Here is a 21,211-nt window from a genome sequence, read left to right on the forward strand (position 1 = left end):
GTGACTTGGCCGGCCTTGTATCCGTCTTCTATGCGCCCTTCGCGCCCTTGCGCCCTTGCGCCTTTGCGTTGAATAACGATCCCTACCCATGTGTCTGACCAGTGCAGATCATGCCCCTACCGGCGCCGGTGATGAATGGGTACCCGATGGAGGTGAACGATGACCCAAGTCTTGATCGTGGATGACCAGGAACAGAATCTCTACCTGCTGCAGGTGCTGCTGGGGACGTATGGCTACGAGGTGCAGTCAGCCCGCAACGGAATCGAGGCGCTGGAGATGGCGCGCCGCGAGGCGCCGGACCTGATCATCACCGACATCCTGATGCCCGGCATGGATGGTTTCAGCCTGTGCCGCGCGTGGATGGCCGATGAGCATCTGCGCCGTGTGCCGTTGGTCTTCTACACCGCCACTTACACCGATGCGCAGGACGAGGCGTTTGCCCTGAGCCTGGGCGCGGCGCGTTTCATCGTCAAGCCGGCCGAGCCGGATGCCTTCGTTGAGGCGGTGCGCCAAGTGTTGGCAAATCACGCCGCGCAGCGGCTGGCCCCGGACGAGGAGCCGCGCCCGACCGATGAACCTTTTTATCAGCAGTACAATCATGCCCTGATCCGCAAGCTCGAAGCCAAGATGGTGCAGCTCGAAGAGGCGAACCGCGCACTGGAACGCGACATCGCCGAACGTAAGCGGGCGGAGGCCGAACGCGAGCGACTGCTGGCGCAGGTGCAGGCGCAGGCCAAGCAAATCACGCAGATCGTCGAAAGCGTGCCAGACGGGATGCTGCTGCTCGATGCTGCGGGCCAGGTACTGTTGACCAATCCGGCGGCGCGGCGTGATCTGGCCGTGCTGACCGGCGCTGAGATCAGCGCCCGCGTCACCGCCCTGGGCGGCCGGCCGCTCGCCGAACTGATGGCGCCACCCCCATCGGGCCAATGGCATGAACTGCACGTCGGCACTCGCACCATCGCGCTGACGGCTCAGCCCATCAGCAGCGCCGCGGCGCCCGAAAGCTGGCTGTTCATCACCAATGACATTACGGAGCTGCGCGACCAACAGCGCTATCGCCAGATGCAGGAGCGCCTGGCCACCGTCGGCCAACTGGCCGCCGGCATCGCCCATGACTTCAACAATATCATGGGCGCCATCATGCTCTACGCCGGGCTGCTCGAGAAGGCGCCCGAACTGGCCCCGCGCCACCAGCGCTACGCCGCCACTATTCGACAACAGGCCGATCACGCTGCCAACCTCATTCGTCAGATCCTCGACTTCAGCCGGCGCGCGCCCATGGAACGCAATGCCCACGACCTGCTCTCGCAGGCCAAGGAACTCGTCAATCTGCTCGCACGCACCCTGCCGGAACACATCAAGCTCAGCATCCGCTACGACCGCAACGAGTACATCGTTCAGGCCGACCCCACCCGGCTGCAGCAGGCGCTGATGAACCTGGCGCTCAACGCCCGCGATGCCATGCCGCAGGGCGGCCGCCTGACTTTCACCCTTTCGACCCTGACGCTGGCGCCCGGCCAGCCAGCCCCGCTGCCCGACTTGGGGCCGGGGCCGTGGGTGCGTGTGGACGTGGCCGACACGGGGACGGGGATTTCGCCGGAGCACCTGGCGCGGGTCTTCGAGCCGTTCTTTTCGACCAAAGCCCCCGGCCAGGGCACCGGCCTCGGCCTGGCGCAGGTCTACGGTATCATCAAGCAGCACGAGGGCGCCATTGACGTCACCAGCCAGATGGGCGTGGGCACAACCCTTACGCTCTATCTGCCGCTCTGCGCTGAACCGGCGGCCGCACCGGCTCCCGCGTCCGCCATGGACCTCCCGACCGGCAGCGAAACGATCCTGCTGGTGGAGGACAACGCGGCCGCACGCGCAGCGGTGGGCGAGGCGCTGGAGGGGCTGGGCTATCGGGTTGTGTCGGCCGGGACCGGTCACGAGGCGTTAGCCGCGCTGGCTGAGCCAGGGCACGGCGTGGCCCTGGTGCTCAGCGACATGGTGATGCCGGAGATGGGCGGGCTGGAACTCTACCGCCGGCTGCGCGCCGCGCACCCGGCGGTCAAGCTGCTCTTCATGACCGGCCACGCGCTGGCCGAGGGCGGCTACGAGGAGTTGGCGCAGGCCGGCGTGCCCTGGCTGCAGAAGCCCTTTGCCGTGGCCGACGTGGCTGCCAGGGTGCGGGCTGTGCTGGACGCGTAAGACCCTGCACCACCCACACCCGATTGACCACTTTTAGTAACTGCTCACCCTGCAGGCCGATTTGGACAGGATGAACAGGATGTACAGGATTCTTGCTCTGCGGTGTGCAAAACTACCGCCACGAGAGTTCGAATATCCTGTCAATCCTGTGAATCCTGTCTGAATTCCAGGCAGACCCAGCAGTTACCACTTTTAGGAGGTTGCCATGGACGCCACCCATCTGCGGATCATCATCGGAGACGACGAGCCGGCGGCCGCCGAGGCCATCCGTCGCGCCTTCGAGGCTGCCGACATCGCGGTCGGGATCGAGACCGATACACAGGGCGCCATCGGTTTGCTGCGCGACATCGACGCGCGTAAACAGACGGAAGATGCGCTGCGCGGCCGGGTCGAAGAGCTCGCAGCGCTGCAGGCAACGGTGCTCGATATCGCCGCTCAGCACGATTTACCTACCCTGCTCCATACGATCGTCGAGCGGGCGGCGCAGTTGCTGGGCGCGCGCAGTGGTGGGATGTACCTCTGCGACCCGGCCCGCGGAGAGGTCCGCTGCGTGGTGAGCTACAACACCCCACACGATTACACCGGCACGATCCTTGCCTATGGTGAGGGTGCGGCCAGCCATGCAGCCATTGCTGTGGAGAATACCCGTTTGTATGAGGAAGCGCAGACCGAGATCGCCGAGCGCAAGCGCGCGGAGGAGGCGTTGCGCGAATCCGAGACGCGTTTTCGCCTGTTGACCGAACTTATCTCGGATTACGCGTACGAGCTCCGCATCCGGCCGGACGGAACCCCGCGGGGCGAATGGCTGACCGAATCATTCACCTCCATGTTTGGTTACTCGTTAGAGGAAAATCAAGCGCGCGGCGGACTTTTCAGCATCGTCCTGCCGGAAGATTTGCCAATTGCGACTGAGCATTTCCAGCGCGTGGCGGCAGGAAAGGCGGACGTGACGGAAATGCGTTTCGTGACGCGCGGCGGCGAGACGCGCTGGTTGCGCGATTATGCGCGCCCGGTGTGGGACGACGCGCGGCAAAAGGTAACCCGCATTTTTGGCGCGGCGCAGGACATCACCGAACGCAAGCGGGTGGAGGAAGCGATGACTACCGAGCGGTCGCTGCTGCGCACCCTGGTGGACAACCTGCCCGACTCGGTTTACGTGAAGGACCTCGCCGGCCGTAAGACCCTGGCCAATCCGGCTGACATCCGCAAAATGGGCGTCGCCTCGGCGGCGGAGGCGCTGGGCAAGACCGACTTCGAGGTCTTTCCTCCTGACCTGGCCGCAATCTTCGACGCCGATGACCAGCATGTCATCCAGACGGGCCAGCCCGTGCTCAATCGCGAAGAGCGCTTCATCCTGCCGGATGGCAGCCAGGGCTGGCAATTGACTTCCAAGGTGCCGCTGCGCGACCGCGCCGGCCAGGTGATCGGCCTGATCGGCATCGGCCACGACATCACCGAACGCAAGCGGGCGGAGGAGGCGCTGCGTGAGAGCGAGGCGCGCTTCCGCGTCATCTTCGAGCGCGCCAATGACGCCATCCACGTGGATAACGCCGATGACCAAATCCTCCAGGTCAATCCGCGCATGGGCGAGCTGACGGGCTACAGCCGCGAGGAACTGCTCACGATGCGCGTTTCGGACCTGCAAGCGCCGGAAGTGCGCGGACAATCCGGCAACGTCGTCAGAAACGAACTGGCGCGTCACGGGCATGTCGCGTTCGAAAGCCTGAATCTCCATCGCAGTGGGCGGCGCATCCCCATCGAAGTCAGCGTCGCGTGCATCGAAAGCGCCCAAGGCGACTTGTATGTGTCCATCGTGCGCGACATCACTGAGCGCAAGCAGGCGGAGGAGGAACAGCGGAAGAGCGCGGAGGAACTGCAGTGGCTCTTCAAGAGCATGATCAACGCGTTCGTCATCTTCGAGTCTGTCTTCGATGATGGCGGCAATTTCATCAGCTATCGGTTTGTCTACATCAACGACGCTTATGAGCGTATCACCGGGGTTAAGAACGAGGAGGTAAAGAGCAAGACAGTCCATGAGGTATGGCCCGAGACCGAACCGGAATGGGTCAAGAGGTACGGCGAGGTCGCTGTCACAGGTATTTCCCAGACGTTCGACCTGTATCACGATCCGACGAGGAAGCTATATCACTGCATTGTCTATCGTCCCTGGAATAGGAAGGATCGCTTCTGCGTGATCTTTGAAGACATCACCGAGCGCAAGCGCGCGGAAGAAGAACGGGAAAGATTGTTCCAAGAGGTGCAGCGCGCGCGCGATCAACTGCAAGCCCTTTCCCGCCGCCTGGTCGAGGTTCAAGAAACCGAACGCCGCCACATCGCGCGTGAACTCCACGATGAAGTCGGTCAGCTTCTCACCGGGTTAAAAATGTTGTTGGAAACCAATAGTCACTTGCCGGCAGATACCCTGCGCTCTCGTTTGAGCAATGCGCAATCGCTCGTGGAGCAACTGCTGGAGCAGGTGCAAGGCATGTCGCTCGATCTACGCCCGACGATGCTGGATGATCTGGGCTTGTTGCCCGCGCTCCTCTGGTTTGCGAAACGCTTTGCCGACCAAACCGGCGTCCGCGTTCACCTTGAACATGCGGGGCTGGACCGACGCTTTGCGTCTGAAATCGAGACGGCGGTGTACCGCATCGTGCAGGAGGCGCTGACGAATGTTGCCCGTCACGCCGACGTGAAAGAAGCAATCGCGCGTCTCTGGGCGACTCAGGATACGCTCCATGTCCAGGTCGAAGATCGTGGCAAGGGGTTTCACGTACAAGCCGCACTGGTTGCACCCATCTCTAGCGGTCTCTCTGGAATGCGTGAGCGCGCCGTTGCGCTCGGCGGCAATTTGATGATAGAATCAACCCCAGGCGTTGGCACGCACGTTGTTCTGGAAGTGCCTTTGAGCGGATCGCTTGAACGGAAAACGAAGGAGGGGCGAGAGTGAGAATTGTGTTAGCCGACGATCACCCCATCGTCCGACAGGGCTTGCGCGCTCTGCTGGAAGCCGAGACCGATTTCCAACTTGTCGGCGAAGCCGGAGATGGACTCGAAGCGGTTGGGCTGGTCGAGCGCGTCAAGCCGGACGTGTTAGTGCTCGACCTGATGATGCCGGGGCTTGCCGGTTTTGAAGTCGCGCGGCAAGCCAGGCAGCGCTCGCCGCAGACGCGCATCGTGATCCTCTCGATGCACGCCGACGAGGGCTACGTCCTCGAAGCATTGACCGCCGGCGCGAGCGCGTACGTTCTCAAAAAGTCCACCACCGCCGATCTGGTGAAGGCGATTCGGGATGCCATCGCCGGTCGGCGGTTTCTCAGCCCGCCGCTTTCTGAGCATCTGATTGACGCCTACGTCGAAAAGACGAAGAGCGCGCCGCTTGATTCGTACAACACGCTCACTCCGCGCGAGCGCGAGGTCTTGCAACTCGCCGCCGAAGGTCACACGAACGCTAAAATAGCCACGCGTCTGTCCATCAGCCCCCGCACGGTGGAAATGCACCGCGCCAGTGTCATGCGCAAACTCGGTCTCCAAAATCAAGTCGAACTGGTTCGTTACGCTTTGCAGCGAGGAATCCTGGCGAAAGAATAATTCCCACAGACTTCCGAAGTCTCCGAGACTTCGGAAGTCTGTCGCACCCCCCCCCTGCGCCGCCCCGTATTTTGGATACGGGGTTTTCTGTTGCCCAAATACCGTAGAGATACGTATAGCCCATCTCACACAAAGGCGATAAACTACGGATGCGGCTTGCCATGCCGAAAGAATGAGATTACGGAGATGATTATGCCTGCACACCCGTTGCGCGTCCTGTTGGTGGACGACAACGAAACTTTTCTGAAAATTCTTACGCGCTTTCTGCAAGAGAACCACGGCGGAGAATTTGTTGTTGTCGGGACAGCCACGGGAAGCTCGGAGGCATTGGCTCAAGCCAACGCTTTGCACCAGCAGGTCATTCTCCTCGATTTTGACCTGCACGAGGGACAACGCCCCGCGCTCATTCGCGACTTGCGGAGTGCGCTACCGCAGGTCGGCATCATTGCGATGACATTGCAGGACCCTGGCGTCTATGATTACTGTCGGCAGGTGGCGCTAGCCGACGGAGCAGATGATCTCATTCTCAAGAATGTTCTCACTACAGAACTACTGCCATGTATTCGGCGAGTAGTGCATGCGAGGCAAACACCAGTCGGAGGTTGAAAAATGAACATGTCCAATCGCAATTTCCTGATGGTACTCTTCCTGCTCGTCGGCGCACTCCTTGGCGTCTCCGCTTGCGCGTCAGCGACGCCAACGCGGGCGTTGACGCCGATCACCATGCAACTCAAATATCTGCACCAGGCGCAGTTTGCGGGTTTTTATGCCGCCGACCAAAATGGCTATTATGCCGCCGAGGGGTTAAAAGTCAACTTTATCGAAGGCGGGCCAACAGTGGATCTGAAGAAAGCGGTACTGGATGGCACAGCCCAATTCGGGCTCACCGCTCCGGAAGTAATGATCGCCGCGCGAGCGCAGGGGGAATCGCTGCGTGCTATCGCCGTCATTTTCCGGCGCAACCCCGCGGTGTTCATGACCCTAGCCAATTCGGGTATCACCCGCCCGCAGGATTTCGTTGGAAAGACAATCCAATATAACGCGACGATGGGTTTGATCCTGAATGCGATGCTGGCTAGGGCAGGTATTTCATCCAGTGTTTATACCGAAGTTAATGTGGGTTCCGATCTAGGACCGTTTTATTCCGGTCAGGTTCAAGTCTGGAACGCTTTTTTAACGAACGAAGTTCTCATCGCGCAGTCGGCTGGCTATAAAGTCAATATTATTTATCCGGATGACTACGGCATTCACTTTTACTCCGATACGCTTTATGCCAAAGACGATTACATTGCCGCAAACCCCGACCTGGTGCTACGTTTCTTGCGTGCCACACTCAAGGGTTGGACGTACGCCGTCGAGAATCCGGTTCAGATCGCGCCAATGGTTGCCAAATACAATCCAAATGCAAACCTCGCGCACGAGACCGCTCAAATGACTGCGGGGTTGCCGCTCATCAACACCGGCGAAGATCACATCGGGTGGATGAAACCAGAGATTTGGTCAGGGATGGAGAAAACATTGCGTGAGCAAAAGGTATTGACCAAGCCGGTGGACGTGACGCAGGTGTATACGTTGCAGTTCTTGCAGGAGATATACAAATGAAAGCGCCAAGATTGATTGCTTTGTTTTTCATCTTCAGTTTGATCGTCAGCATCCCAGCGTGTGCGGCAACGCCAACGCGCGCGCCGACGCCGGTCACGGTGCAACTGTCATTCCTGCATCAAGCCGAATTCGCCGGACTGTATGCGGCAGAACAGCAGGGCTATTTCGCGGCAGAAGGGCTTCAAGTCTCATTTGTTGAAGGTGGACCGCAAGTGGATTTCATCGCGCCCGTAGCGAACGGCACGGCGCAGTTTGGCATCGCGCAGCCGGCGGATCTGATTCTCTCGCGCGCGGACGGTAAGCCGGTGCGCAGTATTGCCACCATCTATCGCCGCAGTCCAGTTGTTTTTTTCGCGCTTGCCGATTCCGGCATCAAACGTCCGCAAGATTTTGTCGGCAAAAAGATTCGGAGCATTACGACGACAGAGCAGACTTTGCTCGCGATGATGGCACGCATCGGCGTCAAGCCGGATCAATACCAACTTGTGAATTTGCCATCCGATGTTACGCTGTTTGCTACCGGCGAGGTGCCGGTCTGGAGCGCGTTCGTCACCGGTCTGGTCGTGGAGGCGCAACGCGCCGGCTACAAATTAAATATCATCTATCCCGACGACTATGGCATTCATTTCTATGCGGACGTGATCGTGACGACGGATGACTTGATCGCCAAGAATCCGGTTTTGGTCACGCGCTTTCTGCGTGCCACGCTCAAGGGCTGGACCTACGCGGTCGAAAATCCGACGCTGATTGGAGCGACGGTCTTGAAGTACAAATCCAACCTCGACCCGGCTTTGGAAACGACCAAGATGATCGCGAGCATCCCGCTCGTCAACACCGGCGAAGACACCATCGGCTGGATGAAGCCGGAGATGTGGGCGGGAATGGAGAAAACACTGCGCGCGCAAGGTGTCCTGACTCAAACCGTAGATGTGACGCAAGTCTACACCTTGCAATTCATCAAGGAAATTTATGCCAAATGAAAATCCGATCCAGTATCACCCGAAAACTCACCTTGGTGTTTGGGTTGTTCGCGTTGCTATTGCTCGTGAGCATCAGCGCATTGTTCTATATCTACGGACGCGCGGCGTTAGAAGCCGCGACCATTTCCGAATTGCGCGCCACCGCAATTGAGAAAGAAGCCGCGCTCGACGCCTGGATCACCGAACGCAAATCGGACGCCGTCGCGCTCGCGCAATCGCCCGGCTTGCGCGAGGATTTGCAAATGCTGTTGACCGCGCCTACCGGTTCACCGGCGCACGCGCTCGCGGAGGACAAGATCCGGCAAGAACTACAGATGCGCATTGGTCCCGATCAGGCATTTACCGAAGTGTTCATCCTGGAACCGGCGCACGCCCAGATCCTCCTCTCCACCAATCGCACGGAAGAGGGAAAATTCCGCGAAGACTTGCCGTACTTTATCGAAGGTCGGCGCGCGCCGTATATTCAAAACATCTACTATTCGTTTACGTTGCAAGGTGCGGCGATGACCGCGTCCGCGCCGGTGCGCGCGGCGAACGGCGAATTGCTGGGTGTGCTGGCGGCGCGCTTGAATTTGGGAGAGATGAACGCGGTCATCAATCGTCGCACCGGTTTGCGCGCGACCGATGATTTTTATCTCGTGACGTCCGCGAATCTGTTTGCAACTCAACCGCGTTTTATCAGCGATCCGGCGGTGCTTCAACGCGGCGTGTATACCGAACCGGTGAAACGTTGTTTGACCCGCACGAACGGAACCCTTGCGGCGGATAATTATCGCGGCGAGCCAGTCCTCTCTGTTTATCGCTGGCTCGATGGCGCGCAGTTGTGCCTCATCACCGAACTGGATCAAGCCGAAGCGTTCGCGCCGGTGCGCGATCTCACCGTGATGTTGCTCGGCGTGGCGCTCGCGATGATTGGCGCGGCGTCCGTGATTTCCCTTTTGGTCGCGCGTACGATCACACGGCCGGTGGAGCAATTAGTGAATGCCGCTCACGAAATTGGCGCTGGCAAACTGGATACCCACATCGAAGTAAAAAGCGGGGACGAGATCGGGCAATTAGCTGAGACGTTTGTCCAAATGGCAGAGAACCTCCAAAAGATTCTGGTCTCCCGCGATGATCTGCTTAGAGAAGTCGCTGAACGCCAGCGCGCAGAGGGGACGTTGCGCGCCCTCTCCTCACGCCAGGAAGCCATTCTCGCCGCCATTCCAGACATCATCATGGAGGTAGACAACAACAAAGTGTACGCCTGGGCGAATGAACCGGGCATTGAGTTCTTTGGCGCAGATGTGATTGGCAGAGAAGCCGCTTTGTACTTTGAAGGTGAACAAGATACTTATGGTGCAGAAAAACCACTCTTCACCGGCAGTGAAAACACGATCTACGTAGAGAGTTGGCAGAGGCGCAAGGATGGACAAAAGCGATTACTCGCCTGGTGGCGCCGGGTGCTCAAGGATGAAAGTGGAAACGTCACCGGCGCACTGTCATCGGCGCGCGACATCACTGAGCGCAGACTGGCAGAGGTGCAACTCAACGCACAACTGGACGAACTACGCCGTTGGCATCAAGCCACCCTGGGACGCGAGATCCGCATCCTCGACCTCAAGCGCGAGGTGAACGAATTGCTGGCGCACACCGACAATCCGCCGCGCTATCTCAGCGCAGAAATTGCAGAGCATCCCAGCGGGATGGAAAATCAATAGCGCGAATTAAAGTGGCGGGTTTATTTCAGCAAAGGTCTTGCATATGAATTGCGCGCGCTGGATGAGCAAGCAAAAGGAGCACTGACAATGAAAAGATTGCGCTTGAATTTTGTCCTGGTGGGCTTGGTTCTATGCGTCGGCATAATGGGTTGCGTGCCAGTTGCACCCACCACGCCAGCGCCTGCTAGTTCAACCCCGATTGGCGCAACGTCTCAGCCGCGCCGCGGCGGCACGCTCGTCATTTTGAGTGGCGTGGGGTCGCCCCGACATTTCAACCCCGCGTTAATCTCTGGCTCGGCTACGGCGTTTCCCGCCGCACAGATTTTTGCCAGCCCGCTGAGGTACGATGAGAATTGGAATCCGCAGCCGTACCTGGCGAAGAGTTGGGAAGTCTCAAAGGATGGTTTGGCGGTTACGCTACATTTGGTGCAAGGGGCAACCTTTCACGATGGACATCCCATCACCTCGGAAGACGTGGCTTTTTCCGTGATGACGGTCAAGACATATCATCCATTCAAGACGATGTTTGCGCCGGTGGATAAAGTGGACACGCCCGATCCACTCACAGCAGTGATTCGCCTATCGCGCCCCCACCCGGCAATTCTGCTGGCAATGTCGCCCGCGTTGTTGCCGATTCTGCCCAAGCACATCTACGGCGATGGGCGGGACATTCTAACCCATCCCGCCAACCTGGCACCGGTGGGTTCGGGTCCCTTCAAACTGGTGAAATATGTCCCTGGCGAATCTATCGTGTTGGAACGCTACGAAGGATTCTTTATTCCAAGCCGTCCTTATCTGGATGGAATTGTGATTCGGCTTGAGGATGATCCGAACGCGCAAGTGATTGCGATGGAGCGACAGGAGGCGCACCTGCTGCCCCTGTTCGCCGATTTTGCGGGACTGGACCGGTTGAGTAGCAAGCCATACCTGGCGGTCACCCCGCGCGGGGCTGAAGGGTTAGGTCCACTGGTCTGGCTTGCCTTTAATCTGCAACACAAACCGCTAGACGACAAACGCGTGCGGCAAGCCATCGCCTACGCCGTTGACCCCAATTTCATCACCCAATATCTGCACCAGGGAAAAACACAGCGCGCCATCAGCCCCATCGCGCCGTCTAGTCCATTCTTCGCCGCCGGCGTTCACAAGTATGATCTTGACCTGGACAAGGCAACCAAACTGCTGGACGCGGCGGGGTATCCGCTGAAACCGGACGGCACGCGCTTTGGCTTGACCTTGGATTACATTCCAGTAATACCCACCCAACAACGGGACATCGCGCTCTATCTCGAACGGCAACTTGCCAAGATCGGCATCCGGGTGCAGGTTCGCAAATCGGCGACCTTTCCCGATTGGGCGGCGCGCATTGGCGCCTGGGATTTTGATATGACGATGGATTCGGTCTATAACTGGGGCGACCCGGTCATCGGCGTCCACCGGACGTATCTGTCCGATAACATTCGCAAAGGCGTGGTCTGGTCCAATACGCAAAACTATCGCAATCCCAGAGTGGATGAACTCCTTGCCCAAGCCGAACGGGAAATGGATGCCAACCAGCGCAAGCAATTGTACGCCGAGTTTCAACAGATCGTGACCGAGGATGTGCCTATCGTCTATATCAACGTGTTGCCGATCTACACGGTGTACAACACGGCGCTGGGCAATCCGCCGCTTTCCATTTGGGGAGTGCATTCGCCTTTGGACGAGGTCTATTGGAAAACGCCGCTCGTCAAAGCGTATGCGCCGATCCCCACGGTGGCAAGTGCCAGTCCGCCTCTCATGGTCGTTGGCGTCCAGGCAATGACGCTCATTCAGGAGCGCGGCTCGTACGACACACTGGCTTTGTTGCGTGATCCACAGCAAGGATTTTTGGACCTCCAAGGATCGGGGTTGCACATCCTGGGTTTTACCCGGCAAGGCACCGTGTTTCTGGACAACTCGGGACAAACCAAACCCGGCATGGAACTCGGCGGTATTCTGGATCTGCAAGGGCAAAACGTGATCCAGCGTTTAGTGAACGCCGCCCAGGGCAAGGATGGGGGGCTAGTCCATTTGACCGGCGTGTGGCCCCATCCGGTGACCCAGCAAGCCGATCCCATGTCGGCATGGTGTGGCATGTTGTCCGACCAAGATATTCTCTGCGCTCTGCAGTGGGATTCACGGTAAGGACTTTGGCTTGTCATTTCGAACGCAGTGACGCGAAGCGTCCCGGTTTTCGCTGGAGACGCTTCGCGTCGCAAGAACGGCTCGAAATGACAACCGAGCAAGTCCTGACGATCAGGAGACGCGATGCAATTTTTGCAGGATCTATCCATTCGCATCAAGGTTTTGATTCCGCCCGCGATTTTCATCGGGGAATTAGCGATTGTCGCGTGGCTGGGAATCTATGGCATGACTCAACAACACGCGACACTGGGGGCTGTCAATGAAATCGCGCTGACCAAGATCAGGGCGGTGGATGATTTTATCATCTTGAGCGAGCAAGTGCAGTCGGATGTATTTCAAATCTATGTCCTGCACTCGATGAAACTGCCCCAGTCAGAAGTCCAGCCGATCAACATGCGGCTCCAGCAAGGTCTCAGCGATCTCAATATCGCTCACGGCGAGATGCTGACCCACTGGCAACCGGACTCGGCGGAACGCGCCATTTTGGAGCGGATGAAACCACCCATGGATGCGTTTCGGTTGCAAGCGCAACAAGCGGCGGTCACCGTTGCCGACAATCCATCGTTTGGCGTCCTCCTGGTTCGTTCATCGGGGGTGAGCTTCGCCGAATTTCGCAAGACGTTGGTGGAATTGCAGGATTACCAAAAGGCGAAGGTTGTTCGCCTCGCCGGCGAGATGGAGCAATCCACACGGACACTTGCCAGCGTAATCATCGTTTTTGCCTTCTTGATTACCTTGGGCGCGCTGGTCGTCACCACGCAGATGAGCACTCGGTTGATTTCTCAGCCCATTCGCTCCATCACCCAGGTCATGCGCCAATTGGCGTCGGGCGATCTGTCGGTCAAGGTAGGGGATTTGAATCGCCGAGACGAAATCGGGGCGATGGCAAAAGCGGTGGAGGTGTTTCGGAACAATGCGCTTGAAAAAGTACGCTTGGACAAAGAATTACACGCCAGCGAAGACCGCTTTCGCTTGCTGTTCACGCAGATGCTGGAGGGCTTTGCGTTGCACGAGATCATCTGCGATGACAAGGGCAACCCGGTTGACTATCGTTTTATCGAAGCGAATCAAGCGTTCGAAAAACTGACCGGCTTGCCCGCGCGTGAGATTATTGGCAAGACAATTCGTCAGGTCTTGCCTGACACAGAACAAGATTCGATTGACAAGTATGGTCAGGTCGCCTTGACCGGACAGTCCATCGTTTTTGAACGCTATGCGCGCGAATTAGATCGGCACTATACTATGCACGCGTATTGCCCCCAAAGGGGACAATTCGCGGTGATCTCTGAAGACATCACCGAGCGCAAACGACAAGAGACGCAAATCCTTGCCGCGCGCGCTGCACTGCAACGCTTGCTCGCCGAAGCGGATCAGTCGCGCCGTGCCTTGCTCAGCGTGGTGGAAGACCAGAAAATAGCCGAAGAACAAATCAACAAACTCAACGCCGAACTGGAACAGCGCATCATCGAGCGCACCGCCCAACTGCAAGCCGCGAACAAAGAACTGGAAGCGTTCGCCTACTCCGTCTCGCACGATCTGCGCTCGCCGCTGCGCGCGGTGGACGGCTTTTCGCGGATTCTCCTGGAGGAATACGAAGACAAACTGGACGCCGAAGGCAAGCGGTTGCTGAACGTCGTTCGCACTAACACACAGAGAATGGACCAACTCATCACCGATCTGCTCACTCTCTCGCGGATCACCCGGGGCGAGATGCAGTTCTCCCGCATTGATATGACTGCGCTCGTTCACACCGTTTATCACGAGATCGCTTCGCCGGAGACGCAAGGGGCAATTTCGTTTTCCGTCGCGCACTTGCCGGATGCGTTTGGCGATCCGACTCTGCTCCGGCAAGCGTGGAGTAATTTGCTTTCCAATGCCACCAAATATACAATGCCCAAAACCGAGCGGCGTATTGAAATTGGTTCTTATGCGGAAGATGGAATGAATGTTTACTTCGTGAAAGACAATGGCGTCGGTTTTGATCCCGCCTATACCCACAAACTCTTCGGCGTCTTTCAACGTTTGCACACAACCGCCGAGTTCGAAGGCAATGGTGTGGGGCTGGCGATCGTTCAGCGCATCATTCACCGCCACGGCGGGCGCGTGTGGGCGGAAGGACAAGTCAATCAAGGCGCGACATTCTATTTTGCGTTACCCCAAAAGTAGGGGCGACCCTCGTGGTTGCCCATACAATCCATAAGGAGGTCCATCATGAACGGACAAGTTGAAATTCTGTTGGTCGAGGACAATCCCAACGATGCGGAGTTGGCGTTGCGGGCATTGAAGAAGAACAACCTTGCCAACAATGTCGCCGTCGTTACGGATGGCGAAGAGGCATTGGATTTCGTTTTTGCGCGCGGCGCGTACAGCCACCGCAAGATCGAAAATGGTCCGAAGGTGATCCTGCTCGATTTGAAACTCCCCAAAGTGGATGGACTAGAAGTCTTGCGGGCGATCAAAAGTGATCCGGTCACCAGAATCATTCCGGTCGTCGTGCTGACGTCGTCAAAAGAAGAAAGAGATATTGTTGAGAGTTACAAGCTGGGCGCGAACAGTTACATCGTCAAGCCGGTCGAGTTCGATAAGTTCGTTGCTGCCGTCAAAGACCTGGGGCTGTACTGGCTGCTGCTCAATCAGCCGCCGACGCGATAACCCACTGTTGGGGACGCTCGCCGCAGCGTCCCGTTCGTCGTCGTTCCCTCCAGGAGTAACCCAATGGAAACGAATCAACCGATACGCATCTTATTCGTCGAAGATGTTCCCGCCGATGTCGAATTGGCAGTGCGCGTGCTCCGCCAAGAAGAGCTTGCCTTTACTTTCACGCGCGTGGAAACTAAAGCGGCGTTCCTAAAGGCATTAGAGGAATTCCAGCCCGATCTGATCATATCGGATTACGCGATGCCGGCATTCGACGGCATGCAGGCGTTGAAACTTTTATTAGAACGCGACCTCACGCTACCGTTTATCTTGCTGACCGGTTCATTAAATGAGGAAATTGCTGTCGCGTGTATGAAAGCCGGCGCAAGCGATTATGTCCTCAAAGACCGGCTCAAACAATTGCCCTTTGCGGTACGCGAGGCGCTGGAACAAAAAAAGACGCGATTAGCCAAAGCAGAAACCGAACGCGCGTTGGGCGAAAGCGAACAACGTTTCCGGTCACTCATCGAAAACGCATCTGACCTGATTGTGATCCTGAACCCGGATTAGCGCATCGATTATGTCAGCCCATCCGTTGAGAGAATCATGGGTTATACCGTCGCGGCAGTCAGCGGAGCGAAGATCACGGATTTCATCGACCCGCCAGACCTCCCGAATTTCATCGCCGCCACTGAACATCGCGCCCGTACGCCGGGTCCCTCCGCGTTCTCGATGCTGATGCGCGTCCGCCATGCCGATAGTTCTTGGCGGATCTTGGAGGGCATGGGCAGTAATCTGCTGGACCACGGGGTGAGCGGACTGGTCATCAATGCCCGCGACATCACCGAGCGCAAGCGCGCGGAGGAGGCGTTGCGCGAAAGCGAAGAACGCTATCTCTTGCTATTCGAACATTCACCGATTGGTGTCCTTCTGATGGACCTGGCAACGGGAAAAATTATCGAGGCGAATGAAACGGCAAGCCGGCAATTGGGCTATACGCGCGAAGAATTTGCTGCTCTAAGAATCTCCGACTGGGAAGTGTTAGAGAAGCCTGAGGAAACAGCAGAGCGGACCCAGAAAATAATTCGCGAAGGCAGTGACGAATTTGAAACGCTCCACCGCACCAAAAGCGGTGAGCTCAGAAATGTCCGCGTATGGGTCAAGACACTTGAGGTGAATGGTCGCGCTGTTTTTTACGCTATTTTCCGGGACATCACCGAGCGCAAGCGCGCGGAGAATGCGCTGGCGCAAGAGCGCAACCTGTTGCGCACGCTGATTGATAATCTGCCCGATGACGTTTACATCAAAGACGCCGAAAGTCGGTACGTCATCAACAACCCGGCTCACCTGCGCTCACTGGGGGCAACACGACAAGAAGATGTGCTCGGCAAGACCGCCTTTGACTTTTACCCGCAACCTAGCGCCGCGCAATACTACGCCGAAGAACAGGAGATCATTCGGTCAGGTCAACCGATGCTTGATCAAGAGGACCTTTCGGCGGATTTGGTGACCGGTCAGCAGGTATGGCTTCTGGCGAAAAAGGTGCCTATCCGGGATAGCCAAGGCAAGGTGGTTGGGATAGTGGGCGTAAGCCGCGACATCACCGAACGCAAGCAGGCGGAGGCCGAGCGGGAACGGCTGCTGGCGCAGGTGCAGGCCCAGGCCGAACAGATCGCCCAGATCATGGACACCGTGCCCGAAGGCGTGCTGCTGCTGGACGCCGACGGCCAGGTGCTGCTGGCGAACCCGGCGGGTGTGCGCGATCTGGTGACGCTGGCCGGCGCGGCCGTCGGCGAGCGGCTCACCCACCTGGGCGACCTGCCCCTGGCCGAGCTGTTCGCTGCCGCGGAGCGCGGCGGGCCGTGGCACGAAGTCCGGGTGGGCCGGCACATCTTCGAGGCCATCGCCCGATCGGTCAGCGCGAACAGCCCTGCGGCGGGACATTGGGTACTGGTCATCAACGATGTAACGCAGGCGCGCGACCTTCGCGATCAGCTCCAACAGCAGGAACGGCTGGCCGCCGTCGGCCAATTGGCGGCCGGCATCGCCCACGACTTCAACAACATCCTGGCGATCATCGCGCTGCAGGCGCCGCTGATCGCCCGTGCCCCTGGCCTGGCCGAGCGCGAGCGTGAGCGCCTGGCTATCATCAGCGAGCAGACCAGCCACGCTACACGGCTGATCCAGCAGCTCCTCGATTTCAGCCGCCGCGCGGTGCTGGAACGGCGGCCGCTCGACCTGGGGCCGTTGCTGAAGGAGCAGGTCAAGCTGTTGGCCCGCACTCTGCCTGAGTCAATCGAAGTGACCCTGGTGTGCGAGCCGGGCGAGTACGTGGTGCTGGCCGATCCTACGCGGCTGCAACAGATGCTGATGAACCTGGCGGTCAACGCGCGCGATGCCATGCCCGCGGGCGGCACGCTGCGCCTGGCGTTGGCGCAGCAGGAGACGGCCCCGCGGCCCGATCTGCCGGCCGGCCCCTGGGTGCGGCTGGCGGTGACGGACAGCGGCACGGGGATCGCGCCCGAGGCGCAGGCGCACCTCTTCGAGCCGTTCTTCACCACCAAGCCGCGCGGCCAGGGCACCGGCCTGGGGTTGGCGCAGGTGCATGGCATCGTCAAACAGCACGAGGGCGAGATCACGGTGGACTCAGCCGTGGGCCAGGGGACCACCTTCACCATCTACCTGCCAGCCGTGGCAGAGGCCGCGTCCGCGCAAAACCCCGCGCCAGCTCCCGCCGCGGCGGCCGGCGGCGACGCGCAGTTGATCCTGATCGTGGAAGATAACGATGTGCTGCTGGACGCCATGTCCGACATTCTGGAGATGATGGGCTATCGCGTGACCAGCGCGGGCAACGGCGTAGAGGCGCTGGCCGTGCTGGCGATGCGTGGTGACACGATTGCGCTGGTGCTCAGCGACCTGATGATGCCAGTCATGGGCGGTGAGGCGCTCTTGCGGGCCATGCGGGCGCGCGAGCTGACCACGCCGGTTGTGATTCTGAGCGGGTATCCGCTGGAGGGCGAGCTGGTGGGGTTGAAGACGCAGGGCTTGGCCGGCTGGCTTCTCAAACCGCCGGATCTGGATGACCTGGCGCGGCTGTTGACGCAGGCGTTGGAGAGCACAGCTCCACAGATGGCTGAGTAGTTACGAAATCCGGCAGATTCTGCGCGGCGGCCGGCGCCACTGAATGATAAGACCGCCATTCCCCCATCCCCCCATCCCCCTATCAGGAGAAGAACATGAACGCATCGCAAGCACTCCATGCCGCGGGCCAGTCGGTATGGTACGACAACATCCAGCGCGGCTTGCTGGACAACGGCGAGCTGGCCGGCATGATCGGCCGCGAGGAGATTCGTGGCGTGACCTCCAACCCGACGATCTTCATGAACGCGATCACCAAATCGCACGACTATGACGCCGCGCTGCGGCCGCTGGCAAAGGCCGGCCGCAGCGCGGAGGAAATCTTCTGGCAGCTTGCGATCGCGGACATCCAGACCGCGGCGGATCTGTTCCGCCCGCTTTACCACCAGAGCGGCAAGGGCGATGGCTTTGTCAGCCTGGAAGTCAGCCCGTATCTGGCGCATGAGACGGACGCCACGCTGGCGGAGGCCAGGCAGCTTTGGCAGCGCGTGGACCGCCCCAACTTGATGGTGAAAATCCCCGCCACGAAGGCCGGCCTGCCCGCAATCAGCGCCGCGATTGCCGCGGGCATCAACGTCAACGTCACCCTGATCTTCTCCCGCAGCCGCTATGCCGAGGTGATGGACGCCTACTTGCAGGGCCTGGAGCAGCGCGCGGCCGCGGGGCTGCCGCTCGACTCGATCAGCTCGGTGGCGTCGTTCTTCGTCTCACGCGTGGACAGCAAGATAGATGCCCGCCTGAGCGACCAGGACGCTCACCTGCGTGGAAAGGCCGCGATTGCCAATGCCCGCCTGGCCTATGCCGACTTCAAGGAGGTCTTCGCCACCGAGCGCTTCCAGGCCCTCGCGGCCCAGGGCGGCCGTGTGCAGCGCCCGCTGTGGGCATCCACCGGAGCCAAGAACCCGGCCTACAGCGATGTGCTTTACGTCGTGGAACTGGTCGGCCTGCAGACGGTCAACACCATGCCGCCGCAGACCCTGGTCGCGCTGCTGGATCACGGGCAGGTGCGGCCCGCCAGCCTGGAAGAGGACCTGGACGCCGCCCGCCAGACCCTGGCCGAACTGCAGGCGCTGGGGATCGTGATGGACGCAGTGACGGACGAGCTTGAGGACGAGGGCGTCAAGTCCTTCGCGGACGCGTTCACCGCCCTGCTGGCCGCGGTGGAAACGAGCCGCCAGGCTGCTCGTTGAAAATGCCTTCACGGGGCAACTGCTGGGTCTGCCTGGAATTCAGACAGGATGTACAGGATTGACAGGATAGGTGGCTCTGCGCGCCGCTTGTTCTCCCCACCACCAAACGAACATCCTGTTCATCCTGTACATCCTGTTCATCCTGTCCAGGTCGGTCTTATTATCTGGCGGTGCAGTTCAGCGCCGCGTCACGAGACGCTTGAGGGCTTGCCAGGCGCTTTCCAGGTTCATTTTCGTGTTGAACTCGAATTCGCCTTCGTAGTCGAGCAGCAGGGGGATGATGGGGATGGTGAGCTTGAGCTTGTGTTTGACATCGAGGCCCGGCGCCTCGATCAGGTCAGCGGTCTGACGCACGCTCGCCAGCAGCGGTTGATCCTGGATGTGGACAGCCTCTTGCTTGAACTCCAGCAGGGCCGCGCTGACCGGAGCCAGCCAATAAGCCAACTCATCATGCGTCAACGTCGCGGCGTCGAGCAGATCGAGCAGCGCGGCGACCTCGGCGGCGTGCTGCTCGTCGAGGCGCGCCAGGATCGGGCCGATGATGCGCTGTTCGCTCAGGTCGAAGCGCATCAGCACGGCGCCGAAGCCCTGGCGCAACGTGGCGTCCACCTGCTGCACCTGCGCCTGCACCTGGGCCAACAAACCGCGCAGTTCCGCGGCGCTCATCGGCGCACCGGGCTGCTGTGCTGCGCGCAGCGCGGTCACCAGGTGCGCGGTTTCCACGGCTGACCCGCCCGCGCCAAAGACATTGACCATCATGCCGTTGTCGCCGATGATGGTGTTGGTCGCCTGGCCGATGTGGATTCGATACTTGGACCCGGCTGCCGGCGCGTGCAGCCACTCGATGATGCGCGCCAGGTCAGCGGGCGCGGGGAAGTCGGCCGGCGCCGGTGCGGCCAGGGGAAGAAGGACCGGCTGGCCCGCGCCGCGTGGTCCTCCCAGGTGGCGCAGCACCCGCGCATCGCGCAGCGCGGCCGGCGTCAGCAGCGCGATCACCGGCGCGGACGCGGCGTCAGGGCCGGGTTCAACCACGGCGACGCCCAGGGTGGTCAGCAGGGCCGCCAGACGCGCCGCGGCGTCCTGACCATCAACGGATGCAAATGCCAGCACTACGTTCATACGCGTTTCCTGCGCGAGCGCGGCGCGGGCTTGGATTCCAGCCAGCCGGCGATGTCGGTCCACAGTTCGGGCGCCTCCAGGACCTCGGCAAATTGCTGCACCCACAGTCGAATCCGCTGGCGGTCCAAATTGGGATGACGTTCGATCACCGCCTGGATATCTTCCATGTCTTGGCGGCGGTGCGCCACGGCTTTCATGATGATCAAGTCTTCGGGCGTGACCAGTCGCAGCGCAAGACCGCTGACCTGCACCACCGTGGCGCGCGCAACCGCCTGCTCCTCGAAAGGCAGGGCGCCCAGCGAAATATCCACATCTACGCCGCTCTCGGCATGGCGCAGCAGGAGGACCCGATGACGCCGTGCAAACGCCTCCGCATCGGGGACGCGTGGCATCAAGCCGGCGCGCCGCGTCACCGCGGCAAACTCTGACAGCGCTTGTGTGGAGACCAAAACGACCGCGTCCACATCAGCCGTATAGCGCGGTCGTCCCAAGAGGCTGGCCGCCACACCACCGATGATCACGCCTTGCTGCGACCACGCATCCAGGACCAGTTGCACTGCAGCCAGGGCGTTCAGCAAGGGTCGCATCGCAACGGATGGACTCATGGCAGACTCTCCTTTAGTTTGGTCCAGCGGGCGCGCACGCGGCCGAGCTCGGCCTGCGTGTCAGCCCCACGGACCAGCCAGCCCATCAGCGATGCAAAATCCCAGATCGCTTCAGTCTGCTGCCAAAGCAGATCGAGCGGCGCCGCGCGGCGTTCCTGGGCTTCGAACTCCGCCACCGCTTGCCAGCGATCGCGGAAGAGAAGGGCCTCGGCGCGCGTCAGACGCGGCGTCGGTTGGTCCGCGGTGGCGAGGGTTTGGGCTGTGGACATCGCTTCCTCCTCTGGGTATGCAAG

At 59.9% G+C, this 21,211-nt stretch carries 16 protein-coding genes; 13 read left to right on the top strand and 3 right to left on the bottom strand.

Annotated elements, in window-relative coordinates:
- The first annotated feature begins 159 nt into the window (after positions 1-159).
- The 13 genes from IPM84_16325 to tal all read left to right on the top strand — a co-directional run bounded on the left by IPM84_16325 (position 160) and on the right by tal (position 19,194).
- Positions 160-2,193 (top strand): response regulator, encoded by a 2,034-nt coding sequence (locus IPM84_16325; GenBank protein MBK9094303.1) that lies wholly within the window; start codon positions 160-162, stop codon positions 2,191-2,193.
- Between the two features lie 205 nt (positions 2,194-2,398).
- Positions 2,399-5,143: a PAS domain S-box protein gene (locus IPM84_16330; GenBank protein ID MBK9094304.1), complete on the top strand. Its 2,745-nt coding sequence runs from the start codon at positions 2,399-2,401 to the stop codon at positions 5,141-5,143.
- Complete coding sequence (locus IPM84_16335) at positions 5,140-5,784, top strand: response regulator transcription factor (protein ID MBK9094305.1); 645 nt, start codon at positions 5,140-5,142, stop codon at positions 5,782-5,784. Before IPM84_16330 ends, IPM84_16335 begins: the two co-directional genes overlap by 4 nt.
- A gap of 186 nt (positions 5,785-5,970) precedes the next feature.
- Complete coding sequence (locus IPM84_16340; GenBank protein MBK9094306.1) at positions 5,971-6,390, top strand: response regulator; 420 nt, start codon at positions 5,971-5,973, stop codon at positions 6,388-6,390.
- 3 nt (positions 6,391-6,393) lie between these two features.
- Positions 6,394-7,386, top strand: coding sequence for an ABC transporter substrate-binding protein (locus IPM84_16345; GenBank protein ID MBK9094307.1), 993 nt, complete (start codon positions 6,394-6,396; stop codon positions 7,384-7,386).
- Positions 7,383-8,366, top strand: coding sequence for an ABC transporter substrate-binding protein (locus tag IPM84_16350; GenBank protein MBK9094308.1), 984 nt, complete (start codon positions 7,383-7,385; stop codon positions 8,364-8,366). The genes IPM84_16345 and IPM84_16350 overlap by 4 nt, the downstream gene beginning before the upstream one ends.
- The gene (locus IPM84_16355) at positions 8,363-10,066 is read left to right on the top strand and encodes a HAMP domain-containing protein (protein ID MBK9094309.1); all 1,704 of its coding nucleotides are present in this window, start codon (positions 8,363-8,365) and stop codon (positions 10,064-10,066) included. Before IPM84_16350 ends, IPM84_16355 begins: the two co-directional genes overlap by 4 nt.
- Positions 10,067-10,210: 144 nt before the next feature.
- On the top strand, positions 10,211-12,229 hold the full coding sequence (locus tag IPM84_16360) for an ABC transporter substrate-binding protein (protein ID MBK9094310.1): 2,019 nt from the start codon (positions 10,211-10,213) through the stop codon (positions 12,227-12,229).
- A 123-nt stretch (positions 12,230-12,352) separates the two neighbouring features.
- Entirely contained in the window at positions 12,353-14,395 is a 2,043-nt protein-coding gene (locus IPM84_16365; protein MBK9094311.1) for a HAMP domain-containing protein, read from the top strand.
- Between the two features lie 45 nt (positions 14,396-14,440).
- Complete coding sequence (locus tag IPM84_16370) at positions 14,441-14,881, top strand: response regulator (GenBank protein MBK9094312.1); 441 nt, start codon at positions 14,441-14,443, stop codon at positions 14,879-14,881.
- Between the two features lie 63 nt (positions 14,882-14,944).
- Entirely contained in the window at positions 14,945-15,436 is a 492-nt protein-coding gene (locus IPM84_16375; GenBank protein ID MBK9094313.1) for a response regulator, read from the top strand.
- Positions 15,437-15,472: 36 nt separating this feature from the next.
- Positions 15,473-18,007, top strand: coding sequence for a PAS domain S-box protein (locus IPM84_16380; protein ID MBK9094314.1), 2,535 nt, complete (start codon positions 15,473-15,475; stop codon positions 18,005-18,007).
- A gap of 95 nt (positions 18,008-18,102) precedes the next feature.
- Complete coding sequence (gene tal / locus IPM84_16385; GenBank protein MBK9094315.1) at positions 18,103-19,194, top strand: transaldolase; 1,092 nt, start codon at positions 18,103-18,105, stop codon at positions 19,192-19,194.
- 177 nt (positions 19,195-19,371) lie between these two features.
- Here the strand turns inward: tal and IPM84_16390 are convergent, their stop codons facing one another.
- Genes IPM84_16390 through IPM84_16400 form a run of 3 tightly spaced genes read right to left on the bottom strand, consistent with a single transcriptional unit; the run spans position 19,372 to position 21,187 of the window.
- Entirely contained in the window at positions 19,372-20,313 is a 942-nt protein-coding gene (locus IPM84_16390; GenBank protein MBK9094316.1) for a hypothetical protein, read from the bottom strand.
- Positions 20,310-20,918, bottom strand: a complete 609-nt coding sequence (locus tag IPM84_16395) for a nucleotidyltransferase (protein MBK9094317.1) — start codon at positions 20,916-20,918, stop codon at positions 20,310-20,312. The genes IPM84_16390 and IPM84_16395 overlap by 4 nt, the downstream gene beginning before the upstream one ends.
- Positions 20,915-21,187 carry a hypothetical protein gene (locus IPM84_16400; protein MBK9094318.1) on the bottom strand — a complete coding sequence of 91 codons (273 nt, stop codon included), beginning with the start codon at positions 21,185-21,187 and terminating at the stop codon, positions 20,915-20,917. Before IPM84_16400 ends, IPM84_16395 begins: the two co-directional genes overlap by 4 nt.
- Positions 21,188-21,211: the final 24 nt, after the last annotated feature.

This window comes from Candidatus Amarolinea dominans (assembly GCA_016719785.1).
Taxonomy (GTDB): domain Bacteria; phylum Chloroflexota; class Anaerolineae; order SSC4; family Amarolineaceae; genus Amarolinea; species Amarolinea dominans.

What these genes read in the sequence shown, in the direction of transcription:
- IPM84_16325 (MBK9094303.1), top strand. Translation starts at nt 160, where the DNA reads ATGACCCAAGTCTTGATCGTGGATGACCAGGAACAGAATCTCTACCTG.
- IPM84_16330 (MBK9094304.1), top strand. Translation starts at nt 2,399, where the DNA reads ATGGACGCCACCCATCTGCGGATCATCATCGGAGACGACGAGCCGGCG.
- IPM84_16340 (MBK9094306.1), top strand. Translation starts at nt 5,971, where the DNA reads ATGATTATGCCTGCACACCCGTTGCGCGTCCTGTTGGTGGACGACAAC.
- IPM84_16345 (MBK9094307.1), top strand. Translation starts at nt 6,394, where the DNA reads ATGAACATGTCCAATCGCAATTTCCTGATGGTACTCTTCCTGCTCGTC.
- IPM84_16350 (MBK9094308.1), top strand. Translation starts at nt 7,383, where the DNA reads ATGAAAGCGCCAAGATTGATTGCTTTGTTTTTCATCTTCAGTTTGATC.
- IPM84_16355 (MBK9094309.1), top strand. Translation starts at nt 8,363, where the DNA reads ATGAAAATCCGATCCAGTATCACCCGAAAACTCACCTTGGTGTTTGGG.
- IPM84_16360 (MBK9094310.1), top strand. Translation starts at nt 10,211, where the DNA reads ATGGGTTGCGTGCCAGTTGCACCCACCACGCCAGCGCCTGCTAGTTCA.
- IPM84_16365 (MBK9094311.1), top strand. Translation starts at nt 12,353, where the DNA reads ATGCAATTTTTGCAGGATCTATCCATTCGCATCAAGGTTTTGATTCCG.
- IPM84_16370 (MBK9094312.1), top strand. Translation starts at nt 14,441, where the DNA reads ATGAACGGACAAGTTGAAATTCTGTTGGTCGAGGACAATCCCAACGAT.
- IPM84_16375 (MBK9094313.1), top strand. Translation starts at nt 14,945, where the DNA reads ATGGAAACGAATCAACCGATACGCATCTTATTCGTCGAAGATGTTCCC.
- IPM84_16380 (MBK9094314.1), top strand. Translation starts at nt 15,473, where the DNA reads ATGGGTTATACCGTCGCGGCAGTCAGCGGAGCGAAGATCACGGATTTC.
- tal (MBK9094315.1), top strand. Translation starts at nt 18,103, where the DNA reads ATGAACGCATCGCAAGCACTCCATGCCGCGGGCCAGTCGGTATGGTAC.
- IPM84_16390 (MBK9094316.1), bottom strand. Translation starts at nt 20,313, where the DNA reads ATGAACGTAGTGCTGGCATTTGCATCCGTTGATGGTCAGGACGCCGCG.
- IPM84_16395 (MBK9094317.1), bottom strand. Translation starts at nt 20,918, where the DNA reads ATGAGTCCATCCGTTGCGATGCGACCCTTGCTGAACGCCCTGGCTGCA.
- IPM84_16400 (MBK9094318.1), bottom strand. Translation starts at nt 21,187, where the DNA reads ATGTCCACAGCCCAAACCCTCGCCACCGCGGACCAACCGACGCCGCGT.